This is a genomic window from Pseudomonas sp. AC193, from assembly GCF_979258075.1.
Genome location: NZ_OZ409832.1, coordinates 5,163,647 through 5,186,249, shown reverse-complemented (window position 1 = coordinate 5,186,249; position 22,603 = coordinate 5,163,647). Strand labels below are relative to the sequence as shown.

The 22,603-nt window shown below is 58.7% G+C and carries 21 protein-coding genes and 1 tRNA gene; 10 read left to right on the top strand and 12 right to left on the bottom strand.

The features are described from left to right. Positions 1–187: 187 nt before the first annotated feature. The 7 genes from ACZZ0D_RS23340 to ACZZ0D_RS23310 form a co-directional block, all read right to left on the bottom strand. Positions 188–1,975 (bottom strand): DUF927 domain-containing protein, encoded by a 1,788-nt coding sequence (locus ACZZ0D_RS23340; RefSeq protein WP_463554393.1) that lies wholly within the window; start codon positions 1,973–1,975, stop codon positions 188–190. Beyond that, positions 1,972–2,841 (bottom strand): toprim domain-containing protein, encoded by an 870-nt coding sequence (locus tag ACZZ0D_RS23335; RefSeq protein WP_463554392.1) that lies wholly within the window; start codon positions 2,839–2,841, stop codon positions 1,972–1,974. Before ACZZ0D_RS23335 ends, ACZZ0D_RS23340 begins: the two co-directional genes overlap by 4 nt. Positions 2,842–2,973: 132 nt before the next feature. After that, the gene (locus ACZZ0D_RS23330) at positions 2,974–3,279 is read right to left on the bottom strand and encodes a helix-turn-helix domain-containing protein (protein ID WP_463554391.1); all 306 of its coding nucleotides are present in this window, start codon (positions 3,277–3,279) and stop codon (positions 2,974–2,976) included. Continuing rightward, positions 3,280–3,552: a helix-turn-helix transcriptional regulator gene (locus ACZZ0D_RS23325; protein ID WP_463554390.1), complete on the bottom strand. Its 273-nt coding sequence runs from the start codon at positions 3,550–3,552 to the stop codon at positions 3,280–3,282. Positions 3,553–3,653: 101 nt separating this feature from the next. Beyond that, positions 3,654–4,571, bottom strand: coding sequence for a hypothetical protein (locus tag ACZZ0D_RS23320; RefSeq protein ID WP_463554389.1), 918 nt, complete (start codon positions 4,569–4,571; stop codon positions 3,654–3,656). A gap of 175 nt (positions 4,572–4,746) precedes the next feature. Further along, positions 4,747–5,982: a tyrosine-type recombinase/integrase gene (locus tag ACZZ0D_RS23315; protein WP_463554388.1), complete on the bottom strand. Its 1,236-nt coding sequence runs from the start codon at positions 5,980–5,982 to the stop codon at positions 4,747–4,749. A gap of 165 nt (positions 5,983–6,147) precedes the next feature. Next, positions 6,148–6,224: transfer RNA gene (locus ACZZ0D_RS23310), tRNA-Arg, on the bottom strand. A gap of 432 nt (positions 6,225–6,656) precedes the next feature. Between ACZZ0D_RS23310 and gabD the strand changes: the two genes are divergently transcribed. The 3 genes from gabD to ACZZ0D_RS23295 all read left to right on the top strand — a co-directional run bounded on the left by gabD (position 6,657) and on the right by ACZZ0D_RS23295 (position 10,911). Further along, the gene (gabD, locus tag ACZZ0D_RS23305; RefSeq protein WP_053116466.1) at positions 6,657–8,099 is read left to right on the top strand and encodes an NADP-dependent succinate-semialdehyde dehydrogenase; all 1,443 of its coding nucleotides are present in this window, start codon (positions 6,657–6,659) and stop codon (positions 8,097–8,099) included. 185 nt (positions 8,100–8,284) lie between these two features. Next, positions 8,285–9,562, top strand: coding sequence for a 4-aminobutyrate--2-oxoglutarate transaminase (gabT, locus tag ACZZ0D_RS23300; RefSeq protein ID WP_008080000.1), 1,278 nt, complete (start codon positions 8,285–8,287; stop codon positions 9,560–9,562). A gap of 137 nt (positions 9,563–9,699) precedes the next feature. Continuing rightward, positions 9,700–10,911, top strand: a complete 1,212-nt coding sequence (locus tag ACZZ0D_RS23295; protein WP_053116467.1) for a response regulator — start codon at positions 9,700–9,702, stop codon at positions 10,909–10,911. A 112-nt stretch (positions 10,912–11,023) separates the two neighbouring features. Here the strand turns inward: ACZZ0D_RS23295 and ACZZ0D_RS23290 are convergent, their stop codons facing one another. Together ACZZ0D_RS23290 and desA are read right to left on the bottom strand one after the other, a co-directional pair. Next, on the bottom strand, positions 11,024–12,013 hold the full coding sequence (locus ACZZ0D_RS23290; RefSeq protein ID WP_053116468.1) for a GGDEF domain-containing protein: 990 nt from the start codon (positions 12,011–12,013) through the stop codon (positions 11,024–11,026). Positions 12,014–12,256: 243 nt separating this feature from the next. Further along, positions 12,257–13,438, bottom strand: coding sequence for a delta-9 fatty acid desaturase DesA (gene desA / locus ACZZ0D_RS23285; RefSeq protein ID WP_159811956.1), 1,182 nt, complete (start codon positions 13,436–13,438; stop codon positions 12,257–12,259). A 146-nt stretch (positions 13,439–13,584) separates the two neighbouring features. Here desA and dibA point away from each other — a divergent pair, with 146 nt between their 5' ends. The 6 genes from dibA to ACZZ0D_RS23255 all read left to right on the top strand — a co-directional run bounded on the left by dibA (position 13,585) and on the right by ACZZ0D_RS23255 (position 20,073). After that, positions 13,585–15,504, top strand: a complete 1,920-nt coding sequence (gene dibA, locus ACZZ0D_RS23280; protein WP_463554387.1) for a phosphodiesterase DibA — start codon at positions 13,585–13,587, stop codon at positions 15,502–15,504. Positions 15,505–15,826: 322 nt separating this feature from the next. Beyond that, entirely contained in the window at positions 15,827–16,009 is a 183-nt protein-coding gene (gene oscA, locus ACZZ0D_RS23275) for a sulfur starvation response protein OscA (protein WP_034151822.1), read from the top strand. A 148-nt stretch (positions 16,010–16,157) separates the two neighbouring features. After that, the gene (locus ACZZ0D_RS23270; protein ID WP_008080017.1) at positions 16,158–17,171 is read left to right on the top strand and encodes a sulfate ABC transporter substrate-binding protein; all 1,014 of its coding nucleotides are present in this window, start codon (positions 16,158–16,160) and stop codon (positions 17,169–17,171) included. A gap of 204 nt (positions 17,172–17,375) precedes the next feature. Further along, a complete protein-coding gene (gene cysT, locus ACZZ0D_RS23265; RefSeq protein ID WP_008080019.1) occupies positions 17,376–18,194 on the top strand; it encodes a sulfate ABC transporter permease subunit CysT in 819 nt (272 codons plus the stop codon). A 13-nt stretch (positions 18,195–18,207) separates the two neighbouring features. Then, on the top strand, positions 18,208–19,080 hold the full coding sequence (gene cysW, locus ACZZ0D_RS23260) for a sulfate ABC transporter permease subunit CysW (RefSeq protein ID WP_034151824.1): 873 nt from the start codon (positions 18,208–18,210) through the stop codon (positions 19,078–19,080). 3 nt (positions 19,081–19,083) lie between these two features. Continuing rightward, on the top strand, positions 19,084–20,073 hold the full coding sequence (locus ACZZ0D_RS23255) for a sulfate/molybdate ABC transporter ATP-binding protein (protein WP_122594084.1): 990 nt from the start codon (positions 19,084–19,086) through the stop codon (positions 20,071–20,073). A 114-nt stretch (positions 20,074–20,187) separates the two neighbouring features. On the opposite strand, the gene ACZZ0D_RS23250 is transcribed toward ACZZ0D_RS23255, so the two are convergent. Then, entirely contained in the window at positions 20,188–20,715 is a 528-nt protein-coding gene (locus tag ACZZ0D_RS23250) for an Mpo1 family 2-hydroxy fatty acid dioxygenase (protein WP_463554386.1), read from the bottom strand. A gap of 84 nt (positions 20,716–20,799) precedes the next feature. On the opposite strand from ACZZ0D_RS23250, the gene ACZZ0D_RS23245 reads away from it, so the two are divergent. Beyond that, positions 20,800–21,477 carry a Crp/Fnr family transcriptional regulator gene (locus tag ACZZ0D_RS23245; RefSeq protein ID WP_463554385.1) on the top strand — a complete coding sequence of 226 codons (678 nt, stop codon included), beginning with the start codon at positions 20,800–20,802 and terminating at the stop codon, positions 21,475–21,477. 160 nt (positions 21,478–21,637) lie between these two features. On the opposite strand, the gene uraH is transcribed toward ACZZ0D_RS23245, so the two are convergent. Next, positions 21,638–22,048: a hydroxyisourate hydrolase gene (gene uraH, locus ACZZ0D_RS23240; RefSeq protein ID WP_016987599.1), complete on the bottom strand. Its 411-nt coding sequence runs from the start codon at positions 22,046–22,048 to the stop codon at positions 21,638–21,640. A gap of 12 nt (positions 22,049–22,060) precedes the next feature. Next, the gene (locus ACZZ0D_RS23235) at positions 22,061–22,546 is read right to left on the bottom strand and encodes a GlcG/HbpS family heme-binding protein (protein ID WP_426618690.1); all 486 of its coding nucleotides are present in this window, start codon (positions 22,544–22,546) and stop codon (positions 22,061–22,063) included. Positions 22,547–22,603 lie beyond the last annotated feature (57 nt).

The following is a 22,603-nucleotide window of genomic DNA, read 5'->3' as shown; positions in this document are numbered from 1 at the left end:
AAAGCTTGGGTGTGTGGAAACACATACTTAAAAACAAGATTGTGTTGCCACCTGTTGCCACTTTTTTATAGAGCGGCAACTGCAATAAGCCCCGCGTAGCGGGGCTGTTGCCGGCGTTGCCGGCGTTGCCAGTGGTTTTAGGTTAGGATGAGTTATGTAGGTGTCTACGTTAGTGCCTTGGATGCATTCATGCGCCGCCGATCTCCACGTCCATGGCTTCTGGGTCGAGAACATAAAGACGAGCTTGGCCGCCACCGGGAAGACGGTAATTCTTAGTTTTCCGTTCGTAGTCGCGGCGCGCCAAGGCATCAGCCCCTTCCAGCGCTTTGACCACCCGGCTGAGGCCATAACCATGCGCCGCCTCTACCAGTCCCGATTTGTTGAACAGGTACAGGCGCTTGGTGCCAACCAATTCCCAATACCCGGCGCGATTGGCCACCTTAGTGTCAGGCATCTGGTCATTCACGTCGGAGAAACGGCTGCTGCCGTGTTTGTCGATGAAGTCCACAACACCGGCCAAGATCTGGCGATCCTCGGCATTGCCACAGCCCACCCGGCCCAACCACTCTGCGTAGAGTCGCTGGCAGTCGGCCAAGGCACTACCCGATGTCCACGGCAACAGGCCGTAGGCAATGGCCATTTCACTGGCCAGGGCGATAACGGCGAAGCGGTCAGCCACCCGTCCCGCCTGTGCGTTGACTTCAGTGAACTGAGCGCGTACCTCGGCAAAGTTTTTCTGAAGGCTAAGGCGGTCATCGTCAGCCAGCAAGCGTTCAACAAATGCCGCGCCCAAGTGCCCATGATGGCGGCTCACTGCAACGGTAAGCTGGCGGTGAAAGTCGGCACCCTCCAGGCCGTGCAATTCATCGAATGCTCGGTGAACGCGGGTGCCAGCGTTAACGTCCACCATGCGCAGCTCAGCGCCAGCATGGGCGGCGTTACCTGAAATGGCCGCGTGTTCAGAGAGCGAACGCTCACCGCTGGACAAGGCAAGCACGCGCCAAGTTAGTTTGGCCCGGGCTTCGCGCTCGCGTGTCATGGTGCCCTTGCCTTGCCCGTTAGCCAGTGCGTAGGCCATCTCCTGCACGCGCTTGGGGTCAGCCCGTTTGATCTCGTCCAATGGCAGCAAGGTATCATTGCGGGACGCGGCCTCAATCTCCAACCCGCCTTTGGTCATATCCCAGCTCGCAGCAAATGCGGCGGGATTACCCCAAACTGACGAGCCCACCAGCTGCGCCAATGACTTGCCGCTGGAGCTGTCGCCAACCAAGTGGACGCCGCCACCGACCACGCCCACCAGACTCAGGAGCGGGCCAGCCAACGCGCAACCGATGGCCAGAGTCAGTACCGGATTACCTGCACATTTGGCCGCGATCTCATCTTGCCACTCTACCAAACCTCCGCTGGTGCTGTAGAGGTTTACGCCGCGATTGAGTGACTGATAGCGCACGGCGTCGCTGCCAATGGTGCGATGGGGCAACACGAACGCGCCAGACACATGCCAGCCGCTGCGCGATGTGGTGGCGAGCGCTTGAATGGGGCGTTGCTCCAGCAAATACTCCATAAACAGGCCGCGTCGACGCGGGGCAATGATGGCTCCCATGCCGAAAAGCGACCGCCGGGCTTCTTCGCCACTACCGCCAAACACCTCCATGGGAATAATCCACTCCTTTGCACCGCTTTCTGTCATCAGGCGCAACAAACGACCTTCGCTACCATCGTCGCTATTGATAGTACGCGCTGTTACGGTCACCGGGGTTGCCAGCCAGTCGTCAGAAATCATGCGGCCGTTTTCTTCATTGTCTTCCTCAGCAACGCTGCGCTTGAAACCATGCAAGTACACACCAGGGCGCAGCTTGCGACCCACCTCATTGATCACCCAATGCTCATAGACACCCCAGGAGGGGCGGTTCGGTGCGATGCTGGGGGCGGTAGCAGTGGGCACAAGGACTGAAGCTTCATCAAGCTTGCTCATTGCGTCGCCTTCCAGTTGAACAGGTCATTAAAGTCGGACAGATCCAAGGGTTCATCGCCCGACCAGGGCGGCATAACCACTCCAGCGCCAAGCGCGGCGGCAGCCTTGTTGGCAGCACTGCGCCCAGGATTGCCTTGGGTTTCCCGGTCATCATCACCGGCCACGACGAGCACAACCTCCGGATGTTGGCGCTTTAGTCGCTGACCAGCTTCCAGCAAGTTGCCGGCATTCATGGCGCACGCGACGGCAGCCCCGGTATGTGCGTGGATAGTTGCGGCGGTAGCCCAGCCTTCGCAGATATACAGCGGCTCTCCGGGGGTGATTGTGCCGATAAGTGAGTAGCAACCCTTGACCATGCCACCGGACAGAAAGAGCTTGGAGCCGTCGGGATAAATTCGTTGCAGGTTCATCAGCACGCCGTCACGGAACAGCGCCACCAACAACATGTTCCCCCGCTGACGTAGGTTGTATGGGCTCACGCGTTTGGCGAGCAGGTACGGGTGTTGAGGGTTGGCGCAGGGGGCTTCATGCCACAGCCGTCGGGCATATTCGGCGGCGGTATGCTGAAGCAGGTGTTGCTCTGCTTCACGCTGGTGACGGGCATGCTTGATATGCAGGCTGATTTGATAGGCTTCGTGCTGATTGGCAGGCTGGCGACTCGTCCAGATGTGAGAGCCTTCCGCTTTCCATGAGCCGTATACGCCACAAGGGATGCCGTCCGGGAACAACACATACCAGCCGTTCTTGGTGCGTTTTTTATCGCCAGGAACATGGAAACGGTGAATTTTACCATCTGCAATAGGCAACAAATAAAGCGACCCGAAGACGGCCTGCAACACATTAAGGAATTGAATTACGCAATCCATAGCAGCACCTCCAAAACGAACGACAGAGACAGATCAGCACCATTGAGCGCACTGATTGACGGGGCGAGGTGGGTCAAATTTTGGCAAGCCTTCGGCACCGGCGGGCTAGAACCGTTTTGGATTTTCATTTAGTTAAACCTCGGTTTGGACGGGGTCGGTGCTGATGCTAAGGAAGTACAGCGCGATGCCGTGGTGGGTGCGGCCTTGATCGTCGGTCAGAGTGATGAGGTGGCGGCGGATGTCGTAGCCCTTGTCGCGCAGCTCCTTTACCCGGGCCGCTGGCATCATGATGTTCAAGTCACGGCGCGCCGTGATGGTGTCCACTGGTTGCAAGCGCAGACGCGCAAGCAAACGGACGCGTTGAGCGTTGCTGCTGGTATCATCGATATGCATTTTCTTTTGGCTGGCCAATTGGTCGGCCTTATTTTTGTTCGTCATTTATGCGGCCTCCCCGCGAAGTGCAATGCGCTTGCGCACCCACTCTTGAACTTCGGCCAACACCCAGCCGACAGGTGCACCGCGCGACTTGCTATTGCTCAGGGGGATCGGACGCGGGAAAGTTGGGTCATCTTTAAGGCGCTTGTAGACGGTCGGCCGGGCCAAGCCGGTAATGACCTCCAAATCAGGCATGCGAATGATGATTGCAGCTGGGTCGAACTGCATAAGGCTGGCCGCGCAGCTGGCGGCCTTGATTGGCTGGATACTGGTCATATCTGTTTCCCGTTATTGGTGAAGACGGGAAGAGATTGGCGAGGCAATACAGGTCTGTGCCCTATTGGGGTCGAGCAAAACCCCAATGGGGTTTCAGGGGCTCAATTTTTGTTGTTGCGAGCAGCAGCATCCTTAAGGAACTTGGTTACGGTTTCTGGGCTATCAGGAAGCTCTAGACGGTGCTTTGCAGCAACAGCCCTAAGAGTTTCATCTGCCTTGTAGGGGGCTGACAAATCAAGCCCAGCCATTGCAGCCAGAGCACTAATGATTTGGGCAGTACTTTTGCGCTCGCTTGAATGAAGAGGTTTTTCTGGAGGTACTTCATCGGCAAGCAGCTTTTCCTCAAACTCTCGCAGCGCGGCAGTTCGCACAACAAATATGCTGTCCTCCGGCAACCCCCCGGCTGGGTAATACACGGTTTCAAATTTCAGACGGGACAGGACTTCTTCCTTCGGTTGCTTGGCGGTATCGAGACCAGCCAAGAAATCCATCCATTCAGCAGCCGACATTGTTGGTTCGCGAACGGGTTGTTTATAACTGTCTAGTAACTGAAAAATCTTGCTTCTGTCTGAACTGGCAACCAATGGGCCGCCAAGGCAGATCAGCTCCACCGTCGGCCCGCCGGTAAGCTGCTGATATGCATGTTCAACGTCTAGGCATTCCGCTCCGAGCATCAATAAATCCCAGACGCCCTCAAGTCGTTCTGGATTTTGCTCGTCGCCTTCGTAAATGAGCACATCTTCATTGTTGGGGAGCGTTGCTGCCCTGATCGTTGGATATCTGGGCGGGCCGTACTCAAAAAGCAGAGGGGCGTTACAATAATGTTGTATGCCGAGAGGCTCGATTCGGGCTGGTCGTCCTCGTGCGTGATTCACAAAGAATACGGACAGTGTGAGATGTCCGTCGATGGCGAAGCGCAGAATATCCGTCTTTGTAACATCCTCCCCCGCGCTGATAGTGAGGCGCTTCGCGGCATCCTCAATCGACAGCCATTGCTTGAGTTTTAGAAGCTTACTCAATTTCTCGTCTCCCAAGCGCTTCAATCCCGGATAGATCGACTGGCTGGGCGGATGAGGAGTCCACTTTCCATTCCGTCGGGCTAGGCCAGCCAAAAACGCTGATACTGTCAGTTTGAAGGTATGGCGCGAGTCTATATCCCTCTACAAGGCATAGGGAAGGGTGCGAGTCGCTTACCTACACTGGCCTACCGAAGTTGCCTTGCACCACATTGCTTTTCTCCAAGTCGTCCAGGTGATCGGCATACCACTGCATCATGGTTCGGCGTTGCTCCACGTAGGTGGCCTTGTTGTAAACGCCGGAAACACCATCTTCAACATGAGAGAGCTGCGCCTCTACATGATCCTTGGCGAAGCCATTCTCTCGCAGAGTGGTGGACGCGATATGGCGAAACCCATGGCCTGTTTGGCGGCCTGCGTAACCCATCCTGCGAAGAGCCATATTGAATGCCATATTGCTGCGTGGTTTGGTGCGGTCATTGCGCCCCGGGAACAGCAACGGGTAAGCCCCAGTTAATTTTTGCAATTGCTCTAGAGCATCGAGAGCCTGGACAGAAAGAGGCACGGTGTGAGGGCGGCGTTTCTTCATTCGATCGGCGGGAATCAGCCACAGACCAGCCTTGCGGTCGAACTCATCCCAGCGGGCTTCTCGAAGCTCACTAGGGCGCACTCCGGTCAGCATCAGCAGGCGCAGACCAAGTCGCAGATCGTGGGCGTGAGGGTACGCACTGATAGCCCGCAGAAGTGTGGGCAGTTCCTTAGCGGAGACGTGGGCATAATTCTCAGCGGGCTTGGATTGAAGGAAGCGGCTCAGTCCTTCCAGCGGGTTATGTATGGTGCGTCCCGTGACGCGGGCCAAGTCATAAATCTCTTTGCAGGATCGGCGGACTCGGCCCATCTGTTCGATGATGCCAAGCCGCTCCATGCCTTGCAAAAACTCCATCCATTCGATGGGAAGAATGCTGGCATACACGCGCCGCCCAAACACTGGGAAGACATGCAGTTCCAGCGCACCGATGGTGCGAGTGGCAGTGCTCTGCGCCCAGCCCGGGCGGCGGATCTCGATCCACTCCCGCGCCAGTGCTTCAAAGGTGCTATTGGCGGCCTCTAGCTCGGAAGCCTTGCGCGCATGCTTGGCGGTCAGTGGATTGATTCCATCGGCGGCATCGGCTCGCAGATCCGCAGTCTTCTTCCTGGCGCCTGAGCCGCTGACCTCGGGGTAGCTGCCAAGGCCAAGCCATGACCACTTACCGTCTGGCTTCTTGTAACGCAGTTCCCAAGACTTCCCGCCGTTTGGCTTGACCCGGAAGTACAGGCCTTGGCCGTCATGTTCACGGTAGGCCGCGCGCTCTGGCTCAAGACTGGCGAGGGTTGTGTCGGCCAGCGGGCGGCGTTTTATCTCGCTACGCTTCATGCCTGTATGCCTCAGGTTCGAATTTCTAACCAGCATACAAGCTGGCATACACGAAGGGAAGATATAGAAATGAACTAGGAGATATAGCCAGAAACAAGAAAGCCCGCACTGGGCGGGCCTCTTGGAGGTTTCGAAAACTGTTAGAGACAGGCCGAAACAGATATTTGGTGCACCAGGCGGGATTCGAACCCACGACCCCTGCCTTCGGAGGGCAGTACTCTATCCAGCTGAGCTACTGGTGCAGCGGGCGACATCATACCTAGGTCGGCTCGGGGCGTCCATGCTGGGGTTTGTCAGTGCGCGTGTCCGCTGAAATCACTGTATTCCTTAAAGCTGTAACGTCCTGCAAAACCCTCGCTTGGCGCTTTCCCGGGGTTGATCTATGGTTTTGCTGCGGCAACGGGTTTTGGCTCGTTGATCTGAAAAATCCGGCAAAAGCGGCGTTTTTGTTCTTTTTTTCGAACGACCTATTGTCCTTTAACCCCTTTGATCCTACGATCCGTTTGAGATTTCAAACGCTCGTTGAGCGGGTGTTGAAGCGCCAGTGGTTCGAATCGTCCACGGTTGATGCGCCACACCCGGTCACTGATTTCCCTGACGGCAGCCTTGCGAGGCGCCTTTCTACAATCATAATTTGCTCCGCGCAGGCCGCGGTGCTGTTAAGGAAAGCCGACATGCAGCTTAAAGACACCCAGTTGTTCCGCCAGCAAGCCTTCATTGATGGCGCTTGGGTCGATGCGGACAACGGTCAGACGATCAAGGTTAACAACCCGGCCACCGGCGAAATCCTCGGTACCGTGCCAAAAATGGGCGCCGCCGAAACCCGCCGTGCCATCGAAGCCGCTGACAAAGCGCTGCCGGCCTGGCGTGCACTGACCGCCAAAGAGCGTGCGGGCAAGCTGCGTCGCTGGTTCGAACTGATGATCGAGAATCAGGACGACCTCGCGCGCCTGATGACCCTCGAACAGGGCAAGCCACTGGCCGAAGCCAAGGGCGAAATCGTTTACGCCGCTTCGTTCATCGAGTGGTTCGCCGAAGAAGCCAAGCGCATCTACGGTGACGTGATTCCGGGCCACCAGCCAGACAAGCGTCTGATCGTGATCAAGCAGCCAATCGGCGTGACCGCCGCGATCACCCCGTGGAACTTCCCGGCCGCGATGATCACCCGTAAAGCCGGCCCGGCACTGGCTGCCGGTTGCACCATGGTGCTCAAGCCTGCTTCGCAAACACCGTTTTCCGCTTTCGCTCTGGCCGAACTGGCTCAGCGTGCCGGCATCCCTGCGGGCGTGTTCAGCGTGGTGTCCGGCAGCGCCGGCGACATCGGCAGCGAGCTGACCAGCAACCCGATCGTGCGCAAACTGTCCTTCACCGGTTCGACCGAAATCGGTCGTCAGCTGATGGCTGAATGCGCCAAGGACATCAAGAAAGTCTCGCTGGAACTGGGCGGTAACGCGCCGTTCATCGTGTTCGACGACGCGGATCTGGATAAGGCCGTCGAAGGCGCGATCATTTCCAAATACCGCAACAACGGCCAGACCTGCGTCTGCGCCAACCGTCTGTACATTCAGGATTCGGTCTACGACGCGTTCGCCGAGAAGCTGAAAGTGGCTGTGGCCAAACTGAAGATCGGCAACGGTCTGGAAGACGGCACCACCACTGGCCCGCTGATCGACGAAAAAGCTGTGGCCAAGGTCAAAGAGCACATTGCTGACGCCGTAGCCAAAGGCGCGACCGTGCTGGCCGGTGGCAAGGCGATGGAAGGCAACTTCTTCGAGCCGACCATTTTGACCAACGTGCCGAAAAATGCTGCTGTGGCCAAGGAAGAAACCTTTGGTCCGCTGGCGCCGCTGTTCCGCTTCAAAGACGAAGCCGAAGTGATCGCGATGTCCAACGACACCGAGTTCGGTCTGGCTTCTTACTTCTACGCTCGCGACCTGGGTCGTGTGTTCCGTGTCGCGGAAGCGCTGGAATACGGCATGGTTGGCGTCAACACCGGGCTGATCTCCAACGAAGTCGCGCCGTTCGGTGGCATCAAGGCTTCGGGCCTGGGCCGTGAAGGCTCCAAGTACGGCATCGAAGATTACCTGGAAATCAAATACCTCTGCCTGGGCATCTAAGCCCGGTCAAAGATCGCTGCAAACGCAAAGGGCACGAGAGCGCTGTCCCTTTGCGTCGTTTCAAACCGGATTTTTCTCTGCGGCCGGGAACGCCGTGGCAGTCGATCATCGCATGCTGCCACCGTCGCTTCCTCCCGCTTAATCCTTGAACAACGCCGCCCGATGAGCGGTGAATGAGGACTGTAATGAGCAAGACTAACGCTGAACTGATGGCCCGTCGTACCGCAGCTGTTCCACGTGGTGTTGGCCAGATTCACCCGATCTTCGCTGAGTCGGCAAAAAACGCTACCGTGACTGACGTTGAAGGTCGTGAGTTCATCGACTTCGCCGGCGGTATCGCAGTACTGAACACCGGCCACGTGCACCCGAAAATCATCGCTGCCGTGACCGAACAACTGAACAAGCTGACCCACACTTGCTTCCAGGTTCTGGCTTACGAGCCGTACGTAGAAGTGTGCGAAAAAATCAACGCGAAGATCCCGGGTGATTTCGCCAAGAAAACCCTGCTGGTCACTACCGGTTCCGAAGCCGTCGAAAACGCCGTGAAAATCGCCCGTGCCGCCACTGGCCGTGCCGGCGTGATCGCCTTCACCGGCGCTTACCACGGTCGCACCATGATGACCTTGGGCCTGACCGGTAAAGTCGTGCCTTACTCGGCCGGCATGGGCCTGATGCCAGGCGGCATCTTCCGCGCGCTGTACCCGAACGAACTGCACGGCGTGAGCATCGACGATTCGATCGCTTCCATCGAACGCATCTTCAAGAACGACGCCGAGCCGAAAGACATCGCCGCGATCATCATCGAGCCTGTGCAGGGTGAAGGTGGTTTCTACGTCGCGCCGAAGGAGTTCATGAAGCGCCTGCGCGCTCTGTGCGACCAGCACGGCATCCTGTTGATCGCTGACGAAGTACAGACTGGCGCTGGCCGTACCGGTACCTTCTTCGCCATGGAACAGATGGGCGTTGCTGCCGACCTGACCACCTTCGCCAAATCCATCGCTGGCGGCTTCCCGCTGGCCGGTGTCTGCGGCAAGGCCGAATACATGGACGCCATTGCTCCAGGCGGCTTGGGCGGCACCTACGCCGGTAGCCCGATCGCTTGCGCCGCTGCGCTGGCCGTGATGGAAGTGTTCGAAGAAGAGAACCTGCTGGATCGCTGCAAAGCAGTCGGCGAGCGTCTGGTGACTGGCCTGAAGGCTATCCAGGCCAAGTACCCGGTGATCGGTGAAGTCCGTGCGCTGGGCGCGATGATCGCTGTCGAGCTGTTCGAAAACGGCGACAGCCACAAGCCGAACGCTGCAGCAGTGGCATCGGTTGTGGCCAAGGCACGCGACAAGGGTTTGATCCTGCTGTCTTGCGGCACCTACGGCAACGTTCTGCGCGTACTCGTACCGCTGACCTCGCCGGACGAGCAACTGGACAAAGGTCTGGCGATCATCGAAGAGTGCTTCTCCGAGCTCTGATCACCCAGTGTGACCTGATCGACAAAAAACCCGCTTCGGCGGGTTTTTTTACGCCCCTTGAAACACATCGGGGGCTTTAGCACTGTATCGAAAGGCCAGCATTGGCTAAGGTTCAGGCATTGCAAGGGAGAGCGCGCATGACTGCCGTTGATTTACCCGCCGTACCCCGAGTGCTGATTGCCGAGGCCGACCCGTGGTCGCGCGACCTGCTCAAACAAGTGCTGCTGAACGTGCGTTGCGATGCGCGGCTGGATCTGTGCGCCGATGGCCAGCAAGCGATGTCGTTGCTCAGCGAAGTGCCGTATGACCTCGCCATCGTCGACTGGGAGCTGCCCGGCGTCGATGGTCTGAATGTGCTGCGCAGCGTGCGGCAGCGCAAACGCAATCCGCCGCTGCCGTTCATTCTGATGAGCAGCCGCAACGACAGCGCCAGCGTGCGCGAAGCGATTCCGCTGGCGCCGACAGCGTACCTGACCAAACCGCTGAACATGGAAAGCCTGACCCAGCGTTTGCAGGGGTTGCTGCTCAATGCCGGGGAAGAGGTGTTCTGCGAAGTGCCGGCGCTGGCGCCGGGTATGACGTTGTCAGTGTTTCTCGAGCGACGCCGTGAGCAGGCCGACGGCGCGCCGCTGATGACCGATGTGCAAGTGGCGGTGAAGCGCAGCCTCAACCCTGGCGGGCTGGATCTGAAGGTGCTCGAAGATGAGATAAAAACCGATCCGCAGATCACTGCCGTGTTGATCGCTGCCGCCAACAGCGCGGCGCAGCACCATGGTGCGCCAGTGCAGACATTGGCGCAGGCACTGCACCGGCTCGGTACCGGGCAGAGCATGAACTTGATTCTGGGGCTGGCGCTCAAGCGTAGCGCCAGGCTCAGCGATCCGTGTCTGGCGGATTATGCCGAGCGTTATTGGGGGCTTTCGCTGCACACCGCTGAATACGCGCGCACGTTGGCGCGTTTGCTCGATCTGGATCAGGAGCGCTGCTACTGCGCGGGGATGCTGCATCGGTTGGGTGATCTGGCGTTGCTGCGTTGTTTGCAGGAATGGCAGCAGGCCGGTGGGGCATTGGACGAGCTGGAAGAAGTCGGCGAGGCGCTCGCGGAGTTTGGTGCGGCATATGGCTCGGCGTTGCGCACGCGCTGGCGATTGCCGCTGGAGCTGCGTGAGTTGATTGCGGCGGTGTATCAACTCGGTGGCGGGGTGTATTCCCGTGAAGCGCTGGTGATGAACATGGCGGCGCAAATGGCGCACCTGACTGAGCATGAAGGAATCGAAGAGCTGGCGAAGAGCCGCACGGCGCGGTTACTCAAGATCGGCTTGCCGGAGTTGATGCGGATGCGTAAGTAACATTTCACACAACTCCCCTGTAGGAGCTGCGGCACGCTGCGATCTTTTTATCTTTAAAACAAGATCAAAAGATCGCAGCGTGCCGCAGCTCCTACAGGGTTTGTGTTCGTGTTCAGGCAGAGATAATGCGGTTCTTGCCTTGGCGCTTGGCTTCGTACATCGCTGCATCCGCGCGGGCGAACAGGCTGTCGAGGCTTTCATCTTCGTCGGTGAGGCTGGTTAGGCCCTGGCTGACGGTGATACTGAACGTCTGGCCATCGTGGTTGAAACTCAGACGTTGAATCTCCTGTTGCAAGCGTTCCGCGACTTGCATCGCCATGTCCGGCGCGCACCCTGGAAACACAGCCGCAAATTCCTCCCCGCCAATCCGCCCAAACAGATCACCGCGACGCAAAGATCCCCGCCCGCACTCGGCGACTCGCTGCAACACGTTGTCGCCCTCGGGATGCCCGTAACTGTCGTTGATCACTTTGAAGTCATCAATGTCCAGCAACAGAAACGCCATCGGCGAACCTTGCAGCCGCGCCTCTTCAAACTCGCGGTGGGCGCATTCGAAGAAGTGTCGGCGGTTGCTGCTTTGTGTGAGTACGTCGGTGGTCGCCAGGCGATGCAGCTCGGTTTCCATCTGCTTCTTTTCGGTGATGTCTTCGGCAATGCCGACGATGATCACCGGTTGCCCGCTATCGTCCTGACGATTGATGAAGCATTTGTCGCTGAGCCAGCGGATCTGGCCATCGGCGGCGATGATGCGGTATTCGCGATCTTCCACCGCGCCCTTGTGCAGGACTTCGGCGAGGCTGCGTTCGGCGTATTCGAGGTCGTCGGGGTAGATGCTGTCGCGCCACTGGTTGTAGTCGGCGAGGAGAAGGCCGGCGGAGCGGCCGAAAATTCGTTCATACGCGGGGCTGACGTACAGCACCTGACGGGTTTCCCAGTTGAACGCCCAAAGCACGGCGTTGACGCTGACCAGCAGCGAGCTGAACAGCTGTTCGCGTTCGCTCAAACGGGCGACTTCGCCTTGGGCGTGCATCAAGGCCATGAGGGTTTGCGCGGCTTCGGGCCACTGCGGGAAAGATGAGTCTTTTTGGTTGTTATTGACCATCGGCACAAGTCTCAAAGGGCGTGCCGCAATCGACAACGGCCACAGAACAGCCCGCCGGGATGGCGAAGTGTCTTTGAGATAGGGGATTATGGGCGAAGTTCCCGGTTTTTAACGGATCCTGCCAAGTGGCCATCGCGGCACACCTGTAGGAGCTGTCGAGTGAAACGAGGCTGCGATCTTTTGATTTCAACAAATAGAATCAAAAGATCGCAGCCTGCGGCAGCTCCTACTTGGGGCCGGTGTTTAGGCGGTAGGGCGCAGGGAGTAGGTTTTCAACTGGCCGGCGAAGTCGCGCAGAGACTGGATGCCGCTGGCTTCCGCTTCGTGAACCCACTCTTTGATGGCGGCGAGCATGTCGTGTCCATTGGAGCTGGTCTTGACCCAGATCTGCTGCAGGGCCAGGCGTTTTTCGTAAATCACCTTCAATGCCTGGCTGTGCTCGAGCATGTTCTGGATGCGCAAGTGGTGGCGGTCTTCCAGCAGGCTGGTTTCCCGCGACAGCAGGCGCTTGGCCCGGTGGAACTGGTGACGCACCGAGTGATCGACCTTGGCCAGTTCTTGCTGAACCAGTGGGCCAATCACCAATTTGCGGTACTGCGCCATGATCTGGAAGCGGTTGTTGAGGATCGCCATCGCGGTGTCCATGTCCAGATTGCCCTTGCCTTCGACACGGTGGGCGATCGGTGCAACGCGCTGAACCTTGGCCAGACGGAAGAAGCTGAAGACTTTGATCCACGCCCAACCGAGGTCGAACTCCCACTTCTTCACCGACAGCTTGGCCGAGTTCGGGTAGGTGTGATGGTTGTTATGCAGTTCTTCGCCGCCGATCAGAATGCCCCACGGCACCAGATTGGTCGCCGCGTCGCGGCATTCGAAATTGCGATAGCCAACAGCGTGGCCCAGACCGTTGATGACGCCAGCGGCCCACACCGGGATCCACATCATCTGGATCGCCCAGATGGTGATGCCGATGGTGCCGAACAGCATCAGGTCGATAACGCCCATGATCGCCACGCCCAGCAGCGGATAACGGCTGTAGACGTTGCGTTCGATCCAGTCTTCCGGGCAGTTCTTGCCGTAGATGCGCAGGGTTTCCGGGTTCTGCGCTTCGGCGCGGTACAACTCGGCGCCGGTACGCAACACGGTGGAAAGACCCTTGATGACCGGGCTGTGCGGGTCGTCTTCGGTTTCGCACTTGGCATGGTGTTTACGGTGGATGGCTGTCCACTCGCGGGTGTTCTGCGCCGTGGTCAGCCACAGCCAGAAACGGAAGAAATGTTTCAGGCCAGCATTCAGCTCCAGCGAGCGATGGGCCGAATAACGGTGCAGATAGACGGTGACGGCTACAATCGTCACGTGGGTCATCAGCAGGGTGACCGCGACCAGAGACCAGGCCGACAAGCCAAGAAAACCTTCGTACCACATAGGCTATAGGGCCCTCGATAAAGATAAAAACAGCCGTTGCATTATCACTAAGCACACAGATAAAACCAGTCGCCCTTTCAGATAAGAGTCGCTGGATGTTACTTGGCCTATAATTCCAACCTTTTTGTAGGGACATGGACAGCCGAATGTCTGCCACTTATCGCGATGCCTTGCGTGCAGCGCTGCTCTATCTCGTGCTTGCCGCTGTCTGGTTGCAAGGTTCTGATTATTTATTAAACAATTTCTTCGATAACTCCGTCGATCTTGCTCGTTGGCAACTGATCAACGGTTATCTGTTTGCGGCGGTCAGCGCCGGGCTGATTTTTCTGGCGCGCGCGCGGTTGTGTGAGTTTCTCGGTATCGGAGCGCGGTTGCGCGAACGTCACGCTGATCGCGAGCGTCTGCGGCAGGCGGCGGCCGTGTTCGATTGCACCCGCGAAGGCGTGTTGGTCACCGATCGTCAGGGGCTGATCGTCCACGTTAACCGCGCCTTTATCGAAATCACCGGTTATCAGCGTGAAGAGGTCATCGGTCAACGGCCGAGCCTGTTCAAGTCCGGCCACCATCCGCCGGGCTTCTATCAGGCGATGTTCGCCACGTTGGCGTCGCAGGAAGAGTGGAGCGGCGAAATCTGGAACCGGCGTAAAAGCGGCGAGATTTATCCACAATGGCAAACCATTCGCGTCATTCACGATGATCGCGGTGAGGTCAGCCATTATGTGGCGGTGTTCTCCGACATCACCGCGATCAAGGATTCCGAGCACGAACTCAAACACCTCGCCCACCACGACCCATTGACCGATCTGCCCAATCGCCTGCTGTTCAGCGATCGCGCCGAGCAAGCGCTGACGTCTGCGCAGACCCACAAACGTGGCTGTGCGCTGCTGCTGATCGATCTGGATTTCTTCAAAATGATCAACGACAGCCTCGGGCATAACGTCGGTGATCGGCTACTCAAAGCGGTGGCGTCGCGGTTGCAGGAACTGTTCGGCCCCGGCATCACCCTGGCGCGGCTCGGTGGTGATGAGTTCGCGGTGCTCGCGGAAAGTTGTCCACAGCCTGCGCAAGCGGCGGCGCTGGCCCAACGCGTTCTCGATGGCTTCAAAGAACCGTTCTGCATCGACGGCCACGAACTGTTCATCAATGCCAGCATCGGCATCAGCCTGTTCCCCAGCGATGCCTTGAGCGCGGAACAACTGCTGCGCAACGCCGATGCCGCGCTGTTCAAAGCCAAGAACAGCGGGCGCAACGGTTACGCCTTGTACACCGAAGAGCTCACCGCTCACGCTCAGCAACGGGTCGAAATCGCTTTCGAACTGCGCCGGGCGCTGGAACTGCAAGAGCTGCGCGTCTACTACCAACCGGTGCATGACCTGAAAACCAGTCGCCTGATCGGCGTTGAAGCGCTGGTGCGCTGGCAGCATCCGCAGCGTGGACTGGTGTCGCCGGCGGAATTCATCCCGATTGCCGAGCGCACCGGGTTAATCGCCGAAATCGATGCCTGGGTGATGCAGCAGGCTTGCCAGCAAATGTGCGAGTGGCAGCGGGCCGGGGTGGTGCTGTCGTTTGTCGCGGTAAATGTTTCGTCGCGATTGTTTGCGCGGCGTGAGCTGTATCAACAAGTGGCGCAGGTGCTGCGCGATACTGGGCTGGATCCGGCGTATCTGGAGCTGGAAGTTACAGAGAGCGCGGTGATGGACGATCCGGAAGTGGCGCTGGAGCAGATGCACCGCTTGCGTGAATTGGGGATTCGTCTGGCGATTGATGATTTCGGTACCGGTTATTCGTCGCTGTTGCGGCTCAAGCGCTTGCCGGTGCAGAAGCTGAAGATTGATCAGGGTTTCGTCGCGGGTTTGCCGTGGGATGAAGATGATGCGGCGATTGTTCGGGTCATCATCGCGCTGGCGCGCAGCATGGGGATGCAGGTGCACGCCGAAGGGATCGAGCAGGCGGAGCAGGCGGTGTTTTTGCTGGAGCAGGAATGTGAGCTGGGGCAGGGGTATTGGTTTGGGCGGCCGAGCCCTGCGACCGAAATTGACTGGACGAAAGCCCCCGTTATTGGCTGACAGCTGACACAAAACCTGGGTGCACACAAAACCTGTGGTGAATACAAAACCTGTGGCGAGGGGATTTATCCCCGTTGGACTGCGCAGCAGTCCCAAATTTTCGGGGTCGCTTCGCAACCCAACGGGGATAAATCCCCTCGCCACAGGGTTATCTGTCGCTCACAGATCGGCGCAAACCCTTGCCCCGCCACATAATGTTTTTCAGTTATATAAACATTCTTAAATAGTCTTTTTAAGAATATCCGCGCCTCTCTTATATTGCTCCCACGCCGAACGCAGTGCCGCCCACTGCCAGGCATATCCCATTCAAAGGAGCAGCACCATGAGCGCATCCCTTCGCAGCGTTGACGGTCAGGACGAAACCACCATTTTGCGTGAAATCCAGAGCGCTCTGCGCGATCTGCGATTTGGCGCGGTGGAGATCACTGTGCACAACGCGCAAGTCGTGCAGATCGAACGCAAAGAGAAATTCCGTTTGCAGCAACCGGGTAAGCAACCGGGCTGAGTGAAGATCAAAAGATCGCAGCCTGCGGCAGCTCCTACAGGGGGCTGTGTGTGTAGGAGCTGCCGAAGGCTGCGATCTTTGAACCGGCACCACGATTTGCGAAATACATAAGAAAAAAGCCACCACCCGAATTCCAGGAGCTTTCACCATGTCGTCGATTCGCCGTTACGCTTTGGCCGCCCTGGCCAGTGCTGTGTTTGCCGGTTCTGCCGTTGCCAAGGATTACGAGCTGCTCAACGTGTCGTATGACCCGACGCGCGAGCTGTATCAGGACTACAACGCCGAGTTCATCAAGTTCTGGCAGAAAGATCATGCCGGCGACACCGTGAAAATCCAGCAATCCCATGGTGGTTCGGGCAAGCAGGGCCGTGCGGTGATCGACGGTCTGCGCGCTGACGTGGTGACTCTGGCCCTGGCCGGCGACATCGACGAAATCGCCAAACTCGGCAAGACCCTGCCGGCCGATTGGCAGAAGCGTCTGCCGGAAGCGAGCACGCCGTACACCTCGACCATCGTCTTCCTGGTACGCAAGGGCAACCCGAAAGGCATCAAGGACTGGGGCGATCTGGTCAAGAACGACGTCTCGGTGATCACCCCGAACCCGAAAACCTCCGGCGGCGCACGCTGGAACTTCCTCGCCGCGTGGGCCTACGGCCTGAAAGCCAATGGCGGTGACGAAGCCAAGGCCAAAGAATACGTACAGACCCTGTTCAAGCACGTGCCGATCCTCGACACCGGTGCGCGCGGTTCGACCATTACTTTCGTCAACAACGGTCAGGGCGACGTGTTGCTGGCCTGGGAAAACGAAGCGTTCCTGGCCCTGAAAGAAGACGGCGGTGCCGACAAGTTCGACATCGTCGTGCCTTCGCTGTCGATCCTCGCCGAGCCACCAGTGGCCGTGGTCGACAAGAACGCCGAGAAAAAAGGCAACGAGCAGATCGCCGAAGCGTATCTGAAACACCTGTACAGCCCGGCCGGTCAGGAAATCGCCGCGAAGAACTTCTACCGTCCGCGTGACAAAGAAGTCGCCGCCAAATACGCCCAGCAGTTCCCGAAACTGGATCTGGTGACCATCGACAAAGACTTCGGCGGCTGGAAAACTGCGCAACCGAAATTCTTCAACGACGGTGGCGTGTTCGACCAGATTTATCAGGCGCAGTAATCTGACTACAAAACTGTGGGAGCGGGCTTTTGTGGCGAGGGGATTTATCCCCGTTGGGCTACGCAGTAGCCCCAAAATCGGCAAATGCGGAAACCAGATACACCGCATGTGATGGTTTTGGGGCAGCTTCGCTGCCCATCGGGGATAAATCCCCTCACCACAGGGTTCACTCCCACATTGATGCGTTTTTAACCAAGGACTTTTATGTCGCGTCGTATCTCCCCCGTCATACCCGGCTTCGGGCTGACGCTGGGTTACACCTTGGTGTACCTCAGCCTGATTGTGCTTATCCCGCTGGCGGCGATGTTCGTCCACGCCGCTCAACTCACCTGGGATCAGTTCTGGGCGATCATCTCCGCACCGCGCGTGCTGGCGGCATTGAAGCTGAGCTTCGGCACCGCGCTGTGTGCCGCGATCATCAACGGCATCATCGGTACGCTGCTGGCCTGGGTGCTGGTGCGTTACACGTTCCCGGGGCGCAAGGTGATCGACGCGATGATCGATCTGCCCTTCGCGCTGCCGACCGCCGTAGCCGGTATCGCGCTGACCGCGCTGTACGCTCCGGCCGGTCTGGTCGGGCAATTCGCCGCTGACCTTGGTTTCAAAATCGCTTACACCCCGCTCGGTATCACCCTGGCGCTGACTTTCGTCACGCTCCCGTTCGTGGTGCGCACGGTGCAGCCGGTACTGGCCGACATCCCTCGTGAAGTCGAAGAAGCCGCCGCGTGCCTCGGTGCGAAACCCCTGCAGGTGTTCCGCCACATCCTCGTTCCCGCGCTGCTGCCCGCCTGGCTCACCGGTTTTGCCCTGGCGTTCGCCCGTGGCGTCGGCGAGTACGGTTCGGTGATTTTCATCGCCGGCAACATGCCGATGAAAACCGAGATCCTGCCGCTGCTGATCATGGTCAAACTCGACCAATACGATTACACCGGCGCCACCGCTATCGGCGTGTTGATGCTGGTGGTTTCCTTCGTCCTGTTGCTGCTGATCAACTTGCTGCAGCGGCGCATCGAAACCCCATAAGGAGGCGCGAACAATGTCCCAATCGTCTATTGCGGCCGCCTCTTCGGCCAACGCTGCACGCCGTGGCAGTGCCACTTCGCGCAGAGTCCTGATCGGCCTTGGCTGGCTGGTCTTTTTCCTGTTTCTGCTGCTGCCGTTGTTCATCGTTGTATCGCAGGGTTTGAAGAATGGCCTCGGTGCATTTTTCACCGCGATCTTTGAACCGGACGCACTCTCGGCACTGAAACTCACCGTGTTCGCCGTGCTGATTTCGGTGCCGCTGAACCTGGTGTTCGGCGTCAGCGCCGCGTGGTGCGTGAGTAAATACTCGTTCCGTGGCAAGAGCATGCTGGTGACGCTGATCGACCTGCCGTTCTCGGTGTCGCCGGTGATCGCCGGTCTGGTCTACGTGCTGATGTTCGGCGCGCAGGGCCTGTTCGGGCCATGGCTGCAGGATCACGACATCCAGATCGTCTTCGCCTTGCCGGGCATCGTACTGGCGACGATTTTTGTCACCGTGCCGTTCGTGGCCCGTGAGCTGATCCCGCTGATGCAGGAACAAGGCACGCAGGAAGAAGAAGCCGCGCGACTGCTCGGCGCCAATGGCTGGCAGATGTTCTGGCATGTCACCGTGCCGAACATCAAGTGGGGCCTGATCTATGGCGTGGTGCTGTGTACCGCGCGGGCCATGGGTGAATTCGGTGCGGTGTCGGTGGTTTCCGGGCACATTCGCGGGGTGACCAACACCTTGCCGCTGCACGTCGAGATCCTCTACAACGAATACAACCACGTGGCCGCGTTCGCCGTGGCGAGCCTGTTGCTGATCCTGGCGCTCTTCATCCTGCTGGCCAAGCAGTGGAGCGAAAACCGTATCAACCGCCTGCGCGCCAGCGCCGCGGAGGAATAATTCATGTCGATCGAAGTGCGTAACGTCAGCAAGAATTTCAATGCGTTCAAGGCGCTGGACAACATCAGCCTGGACATTCACAGCGGTGAACTGGTCGCGCTGCTCGGCCCGTCGGGCTGCGGCAAGACCACGCTGCTGCGGATCATTGCCGGCCTGGAAACCCCGGATCAGGGCAACATCGTTTTCCACGGCGAAGACGTCTCGGGCCACGACGTGCGTGATCGCAACGTCGGTTTCGTGTTCCAGCATTACGCCTTGTTCCGCCACATGACCGTGTTCGACAACGTCGCGTTCGGCCTGCGCATGAAACCGAAAAACCAGCGCCCGAGCGAAAGCCAGATAGCGGTCAAAGTTCATGAGTTGCTGAACATGGTGCAGCTGGATTGGCTGTCGGATCGTTATCCGGAGCAGTTGTCCGGTGGTCAGCGTCAGCGTATTGCGCTGGCTCGCGCCTTGGCGGTGGAGCCGAAAGTGTTGCTGCTGGATGAGCCGTTCGGCGCCCTTGATGCCAAGGTGCGTAAGGAATTGCGCCGCTGGTTGGCGCGTCTGCACGAAGACATCAACCTGACGTCGGTGTTCGTGACCCACGACCAGGAAGAGGCGATGGAGGTTGCTGACCGTATCGTGGTGATGAACAAGGGTGTGATCGAGCAGATCGGTTCACCGGGCGACGTCTATGAAAACCCGGCCAGCGATTTCGTTTATCACTTCCTCGGCGATTCGAACCGCTTGCTGCTGAGCGACGACAATCACGTGCTGTTCCGCCCGCACGAAGTGTCGTTGTCGAGGCATGAGCTGGAAGATCACCATGCGGCAGAGGTGCGCGATATCCGGCCGTTGGGCGCGACCACGCGGGTGACGCTGAAGGTTGAGGGGCAGACGGATTTGATCGAGGCCGAAGTGGTGAAAGACCACGACAGCCTGATCGGCTTGGCCAAGGGTGAGACCCTGTTCTTCAAGCCGAAGGTCTGGCAGAAAGTCGCCAGCCTCTAAGATCAAAAGATCGCAGCCTGCGGCAGCTCCTACAGGGGTTTCGGTTGGTCACACATTTTGTGATCGACCAACCCCGCGGTAGGAGCTGCCGCAGGCTGCGATCTTTCAAGCGGCCTAAACCGCCGCTTTGCCGTTCGGATTAACTCGCACAACCCCCGCCCGCGCCTCGATTTGCTCTTTCAACTCATGCCGCATCCCGAGCATGAACACCAGTTCGGCCACGACAAACAGCGGCCCGACAATCAGCCCCGACACATCATCTACAAATGCCGGTTTGCGCCCTTCATAGTGATGCCCGACAAACTGGATCACCCAGCCCACCACAAACATCGCCAGCCCGCTGCTAAGCCAGACCATGGTGCTCTGCTGCGCCAAGACGTGCCCGGCCCAGACCGACAGGCCCATCAGCGCGGTCATCAATACGCCGAGCTTCACTTCCAGTCTCAGGTAAAACCACGCCGAGGCCAGCGCCACGATAACGGCTGGAGATATCCACAAGCCGCCAAGCGACCATTCCGGCCGCGACAACAAAACCGCCACAGCCACCACAATCAGCGGAATGCCGATAAAGTGGCTGGCGATGTTGCGCGGATCACGGTGGTAGGCGGCGTATTGACTGAGATGGTCGACGAGGCTTTTCATTGTTGTTCCTCCGGTAGGGTTGATCGCATCATCCCTCGGGATCAGGGTTCGCTCTGTCAGGCAGGCGACAATCCAGGAGTGTTTATGCAAATTCGTTCACGGCTGATGAGCGGCCAGTGGTTCAGTCATCTGCCGGTGTCCTTTCAGGATAGCTTGCTGGCGGCGGTCCGGGAGCGGCGGCTGACGGCAGGGCAGCGTTTGTTTCAGCGTGGCGATGCGCCGTGCGGTTTGTACGCGGTGCTCGAAGGCGCGGTGCGCATTGGTGCGGTGAGTGAGCAGGGCAAAGAGGCGCTGTTGAGTCTGGTGGAGGCGCCGCATTGGTTTGGCGAAATCTGCCTGTTCGATGGTCAGCCGCGTACCCATGATGCGTATGCAGTCGGGCCGTGTACGCTGCTGAATATCCCGCAGGCGACGTTGCTGAAATTGCTGGATGAACACCCGGTTTATTGGCGTCACCTGGCGCTGTTGATGAGCCACAAACTGCGCCTGACCTTTATCAACCTGGAACAACTGAGCCTGCTACCAGCCCCGGCACGCCTGGCGCACCGCTTGCTGATGATCGCTGAAGGCTACGGCGAACTCGACGCGCCGCGCCGAGTGCTGCAGCTGCCGCAGGAGCAACTGGCGTCGATGCTGTCGCTGTCGCGGCAGACCACTAACCAGATCCTCAAGGATTTGCAGGGGCAAGGAATTATCGGGCTCGGGTATGGTGAGATCGAAATCCTTGATGCTGCGCGATTGCGCGCCCTGGCCACGATCTAGAATTTCACGCCGATCCACTGTTGGAACTGGCCCCTGTGGCGAGGGGATTTATCCCCGCTGGGGCGCGCAGCGGCCCTGAAAAATGGGACTGCTGCGCAGTCCATCGGGGATAAATCCCCTCGCCACAGTTGCCAGTTCCAACAAAGGATCTGTGTTTATCTTACGAGCCGCGATAGGTCGAGAAACCGTACGGGCTCAGCAGCAGCGGGATGTGGTAGTGCTGATCGGTCTGCTTCACTTCAAAAATCACCGGGATCTCCGGGAAGAACGTGTCGTGCTTGACCTTCTTGAAGTACTCGCCAGTCTTGAACACCACGCGGTATTCACCCGCCTCAAAAGGCTGCTTGGCCGGGAACAGTTCGGCGATGCGCCCTTGTTCATTGGTGGTGCCCTGAGCCAGCGGCTGCCAGTCCTGACCAACGTGTTTCTCCAAAGTCACGTTGATGCCCGGCGACGGCAGGCCGTTTTCCAGATTGAGCACGTGCACGCTCAACGGGTTGCCAGCGGCCAGCGCCAGGCTTGAGAAAGCACTCAGGCCGAGCGCGGCGAAAGTCATGCGCAAAGTATTCATCGATGCATCTCCTTATTGGGAACGGGTGGTGGCCAAGCCGGTTTTTTCGGCAGCCTTGATCGCACAGTTTTCGTCTTGCTCACCGCCGCCGGAACCGGCCACGCCCATCGCGCCCACTAGTTCAGTGCCGAGGAACAATGGAATCCCGCCGCCGAGCAACAACAATTCGTCGAGGGTGTTGAGGTTGGCGGTTTCCGGGTTACTGCGAGCACGCTCGGCGAACAGTCGGGTGGCGGTTTTGGTCGACAGCGCGGTGTACGCCTTGCGTTGGCTGGCAATGGTGTTATGCGGGCCGACGCCGTCGCCGCGCAAGGTCACCAGCAAGTTGCCGCCGCGATCGAGCACCGACACCGTGCCGGTGCAATTGGTCATGGCGGTGTCGGCGAGCAGACGTGCGGTTTTCAGGTCGAGGTCAGCGTGACGCGGCAGTTCCGGGCTGGCGTAAACCCCGGCGCTGAGGCCGAGGGTCAGGCTGGCGAGCAAGAATTTCAGGGTCATGGACAAGCTCCAGAAGCGAAGGCCGTACCTTAATCGCCGGTCTTCGTCAGAACCTCG

Coding starts and splice junctions, on each gene's coding strand:
- cysT (WP_008080019.1), top strand. CDS start 17,376: ATGTCGCGTCGTATCTCCCCCGTCATACCCGGCTTCGGGCTGACGCTG.
- desA (WP_159811956.1), bottom strand. CDS start 13,438: ATGTGGTACGAAGGTTTTCTTGGCTTGTCGGCCTGGTCTCTGGTCGCG.
- ACZZ0D_RS23330 (WP_463554391.1), bottom strand. CDS start 3,279: ATGACGAACAAAAATAAGGCCGACCAATTGGCCAGCCAAAAGAAAATG.
- ACZZ0D_RS23295 (WP_053116467.1), top strand. CDS start 9,700: ATGACTGCCGTTGATTTACCCGCCGTACCCCGAGTGCTGATTGCCGAG.
- dibA (WP_463554387.1), top strand. CDS start 13,585: ATGTCTGCCACTTATCGCGATGCCTTGCGTGCAGCGCTGCTCTATCTC.
- cysW (WP_034151824.1), top strand. CDS start 18,208: ATGTCCCAATCGTCTATTGCGGCCGCCTCTTCGGCCAACGCTGCACGC.
- oscA (WP_034151822.1), top strand. CDS start 15,827: ATGAGCGCATCCCTTCGCAGCGTTGACGGTCAGGACGAAACCACCATT.
- ACZZ0D_RS23325 (WP_463554390.1), bottom strand. CDS start 3,552: ATGACCAGTATCCAGCCAATCAAGGCCGCCAGCTGCGCGGCCAGCCTT.
- ACZZ0D_RS23235 (WP_426618690.1), bottom strand. CDS start 22,546: ATGACCCTGAAATTCTTGCTCGCCAGCCTGACCCTCGGCCTCAGCGCC.
- ACZZ0D_RS23315 (WP_463554388.1), bottom strand. CDS start 5,982: ATGAAGCGTAGCGAGATAAAACGCCGCCCGCTGGCCGACACAACCCTC.
- ACZZ0D_RS23290 (WP_053116468.1), bottom strand. CDS start 12,013: ATGGTCAATAACAACCAAAAAGACTCATCTTTCCCGCAGTGGCCCGAA.
- gabT (WP_008080000.1), top strand. CDS start 8,285: ATGAGCAAGACTAACGCTGAACTGATGGCCCGTCGTACCGCAGCTGTT.
- ACZZ0D_RS23245 (WP_463554385.1), top strand. CDS start 20,800: ATGCAAATTCGTTCACGGCTGATGAGCGGCCAGTGGTTCAGTCATCTG.
- ACZZ0D_RS23270 (WP_008080017.1), top strand. CDS start 16,158: ATGTCGTCGATTCGCCGTTACGCTTTGGCCGCCCTGGCCAGTGCTGTG.
- ACZZ0D_RS23340 (WP_463554393.1), bottom strand. CDS start 1,975: ATGAGCAAGCTTGATGAAGCTTCAGTCCTTGTGCCCACTGCTACCGCC.
- ACZZ0D_RS23250 (WP_463554386.1), bottom strand. CDS start 20,715: ATGAAAAGCCTCGTCGACCATCTCAGTCAATACGCCGCCTACCACCGT.
- gabD (WP_053116466.1), top strand. CDS start 6,657: ATGCAGCTTAAAGACACCCAGTTGTTCCGCCAGCAAGCCTTCATTGAT.
- ACZZ0D_RS23255 (WP_122594084.1), top strand. CDS start 19,084: ATGTCGATCGAAGTGCGTAACGTCAGCAAGAATTTCAATGCGTTCAAG.
- uraH (WP_016987599.1), bottom strand. CDS start 22,048: ATGAATACTTTGCGCATGACTTTCGCCGCGCTCGGCCTGAGTGCTTTC.
- ACZZ0D_RS23335 (WP_463554392.1), bottom strand. CDS start 2,841: ATGGATTGCGTAATTCAATTCCTTAATGTGTTGCAGGCCGTCTTCGGG.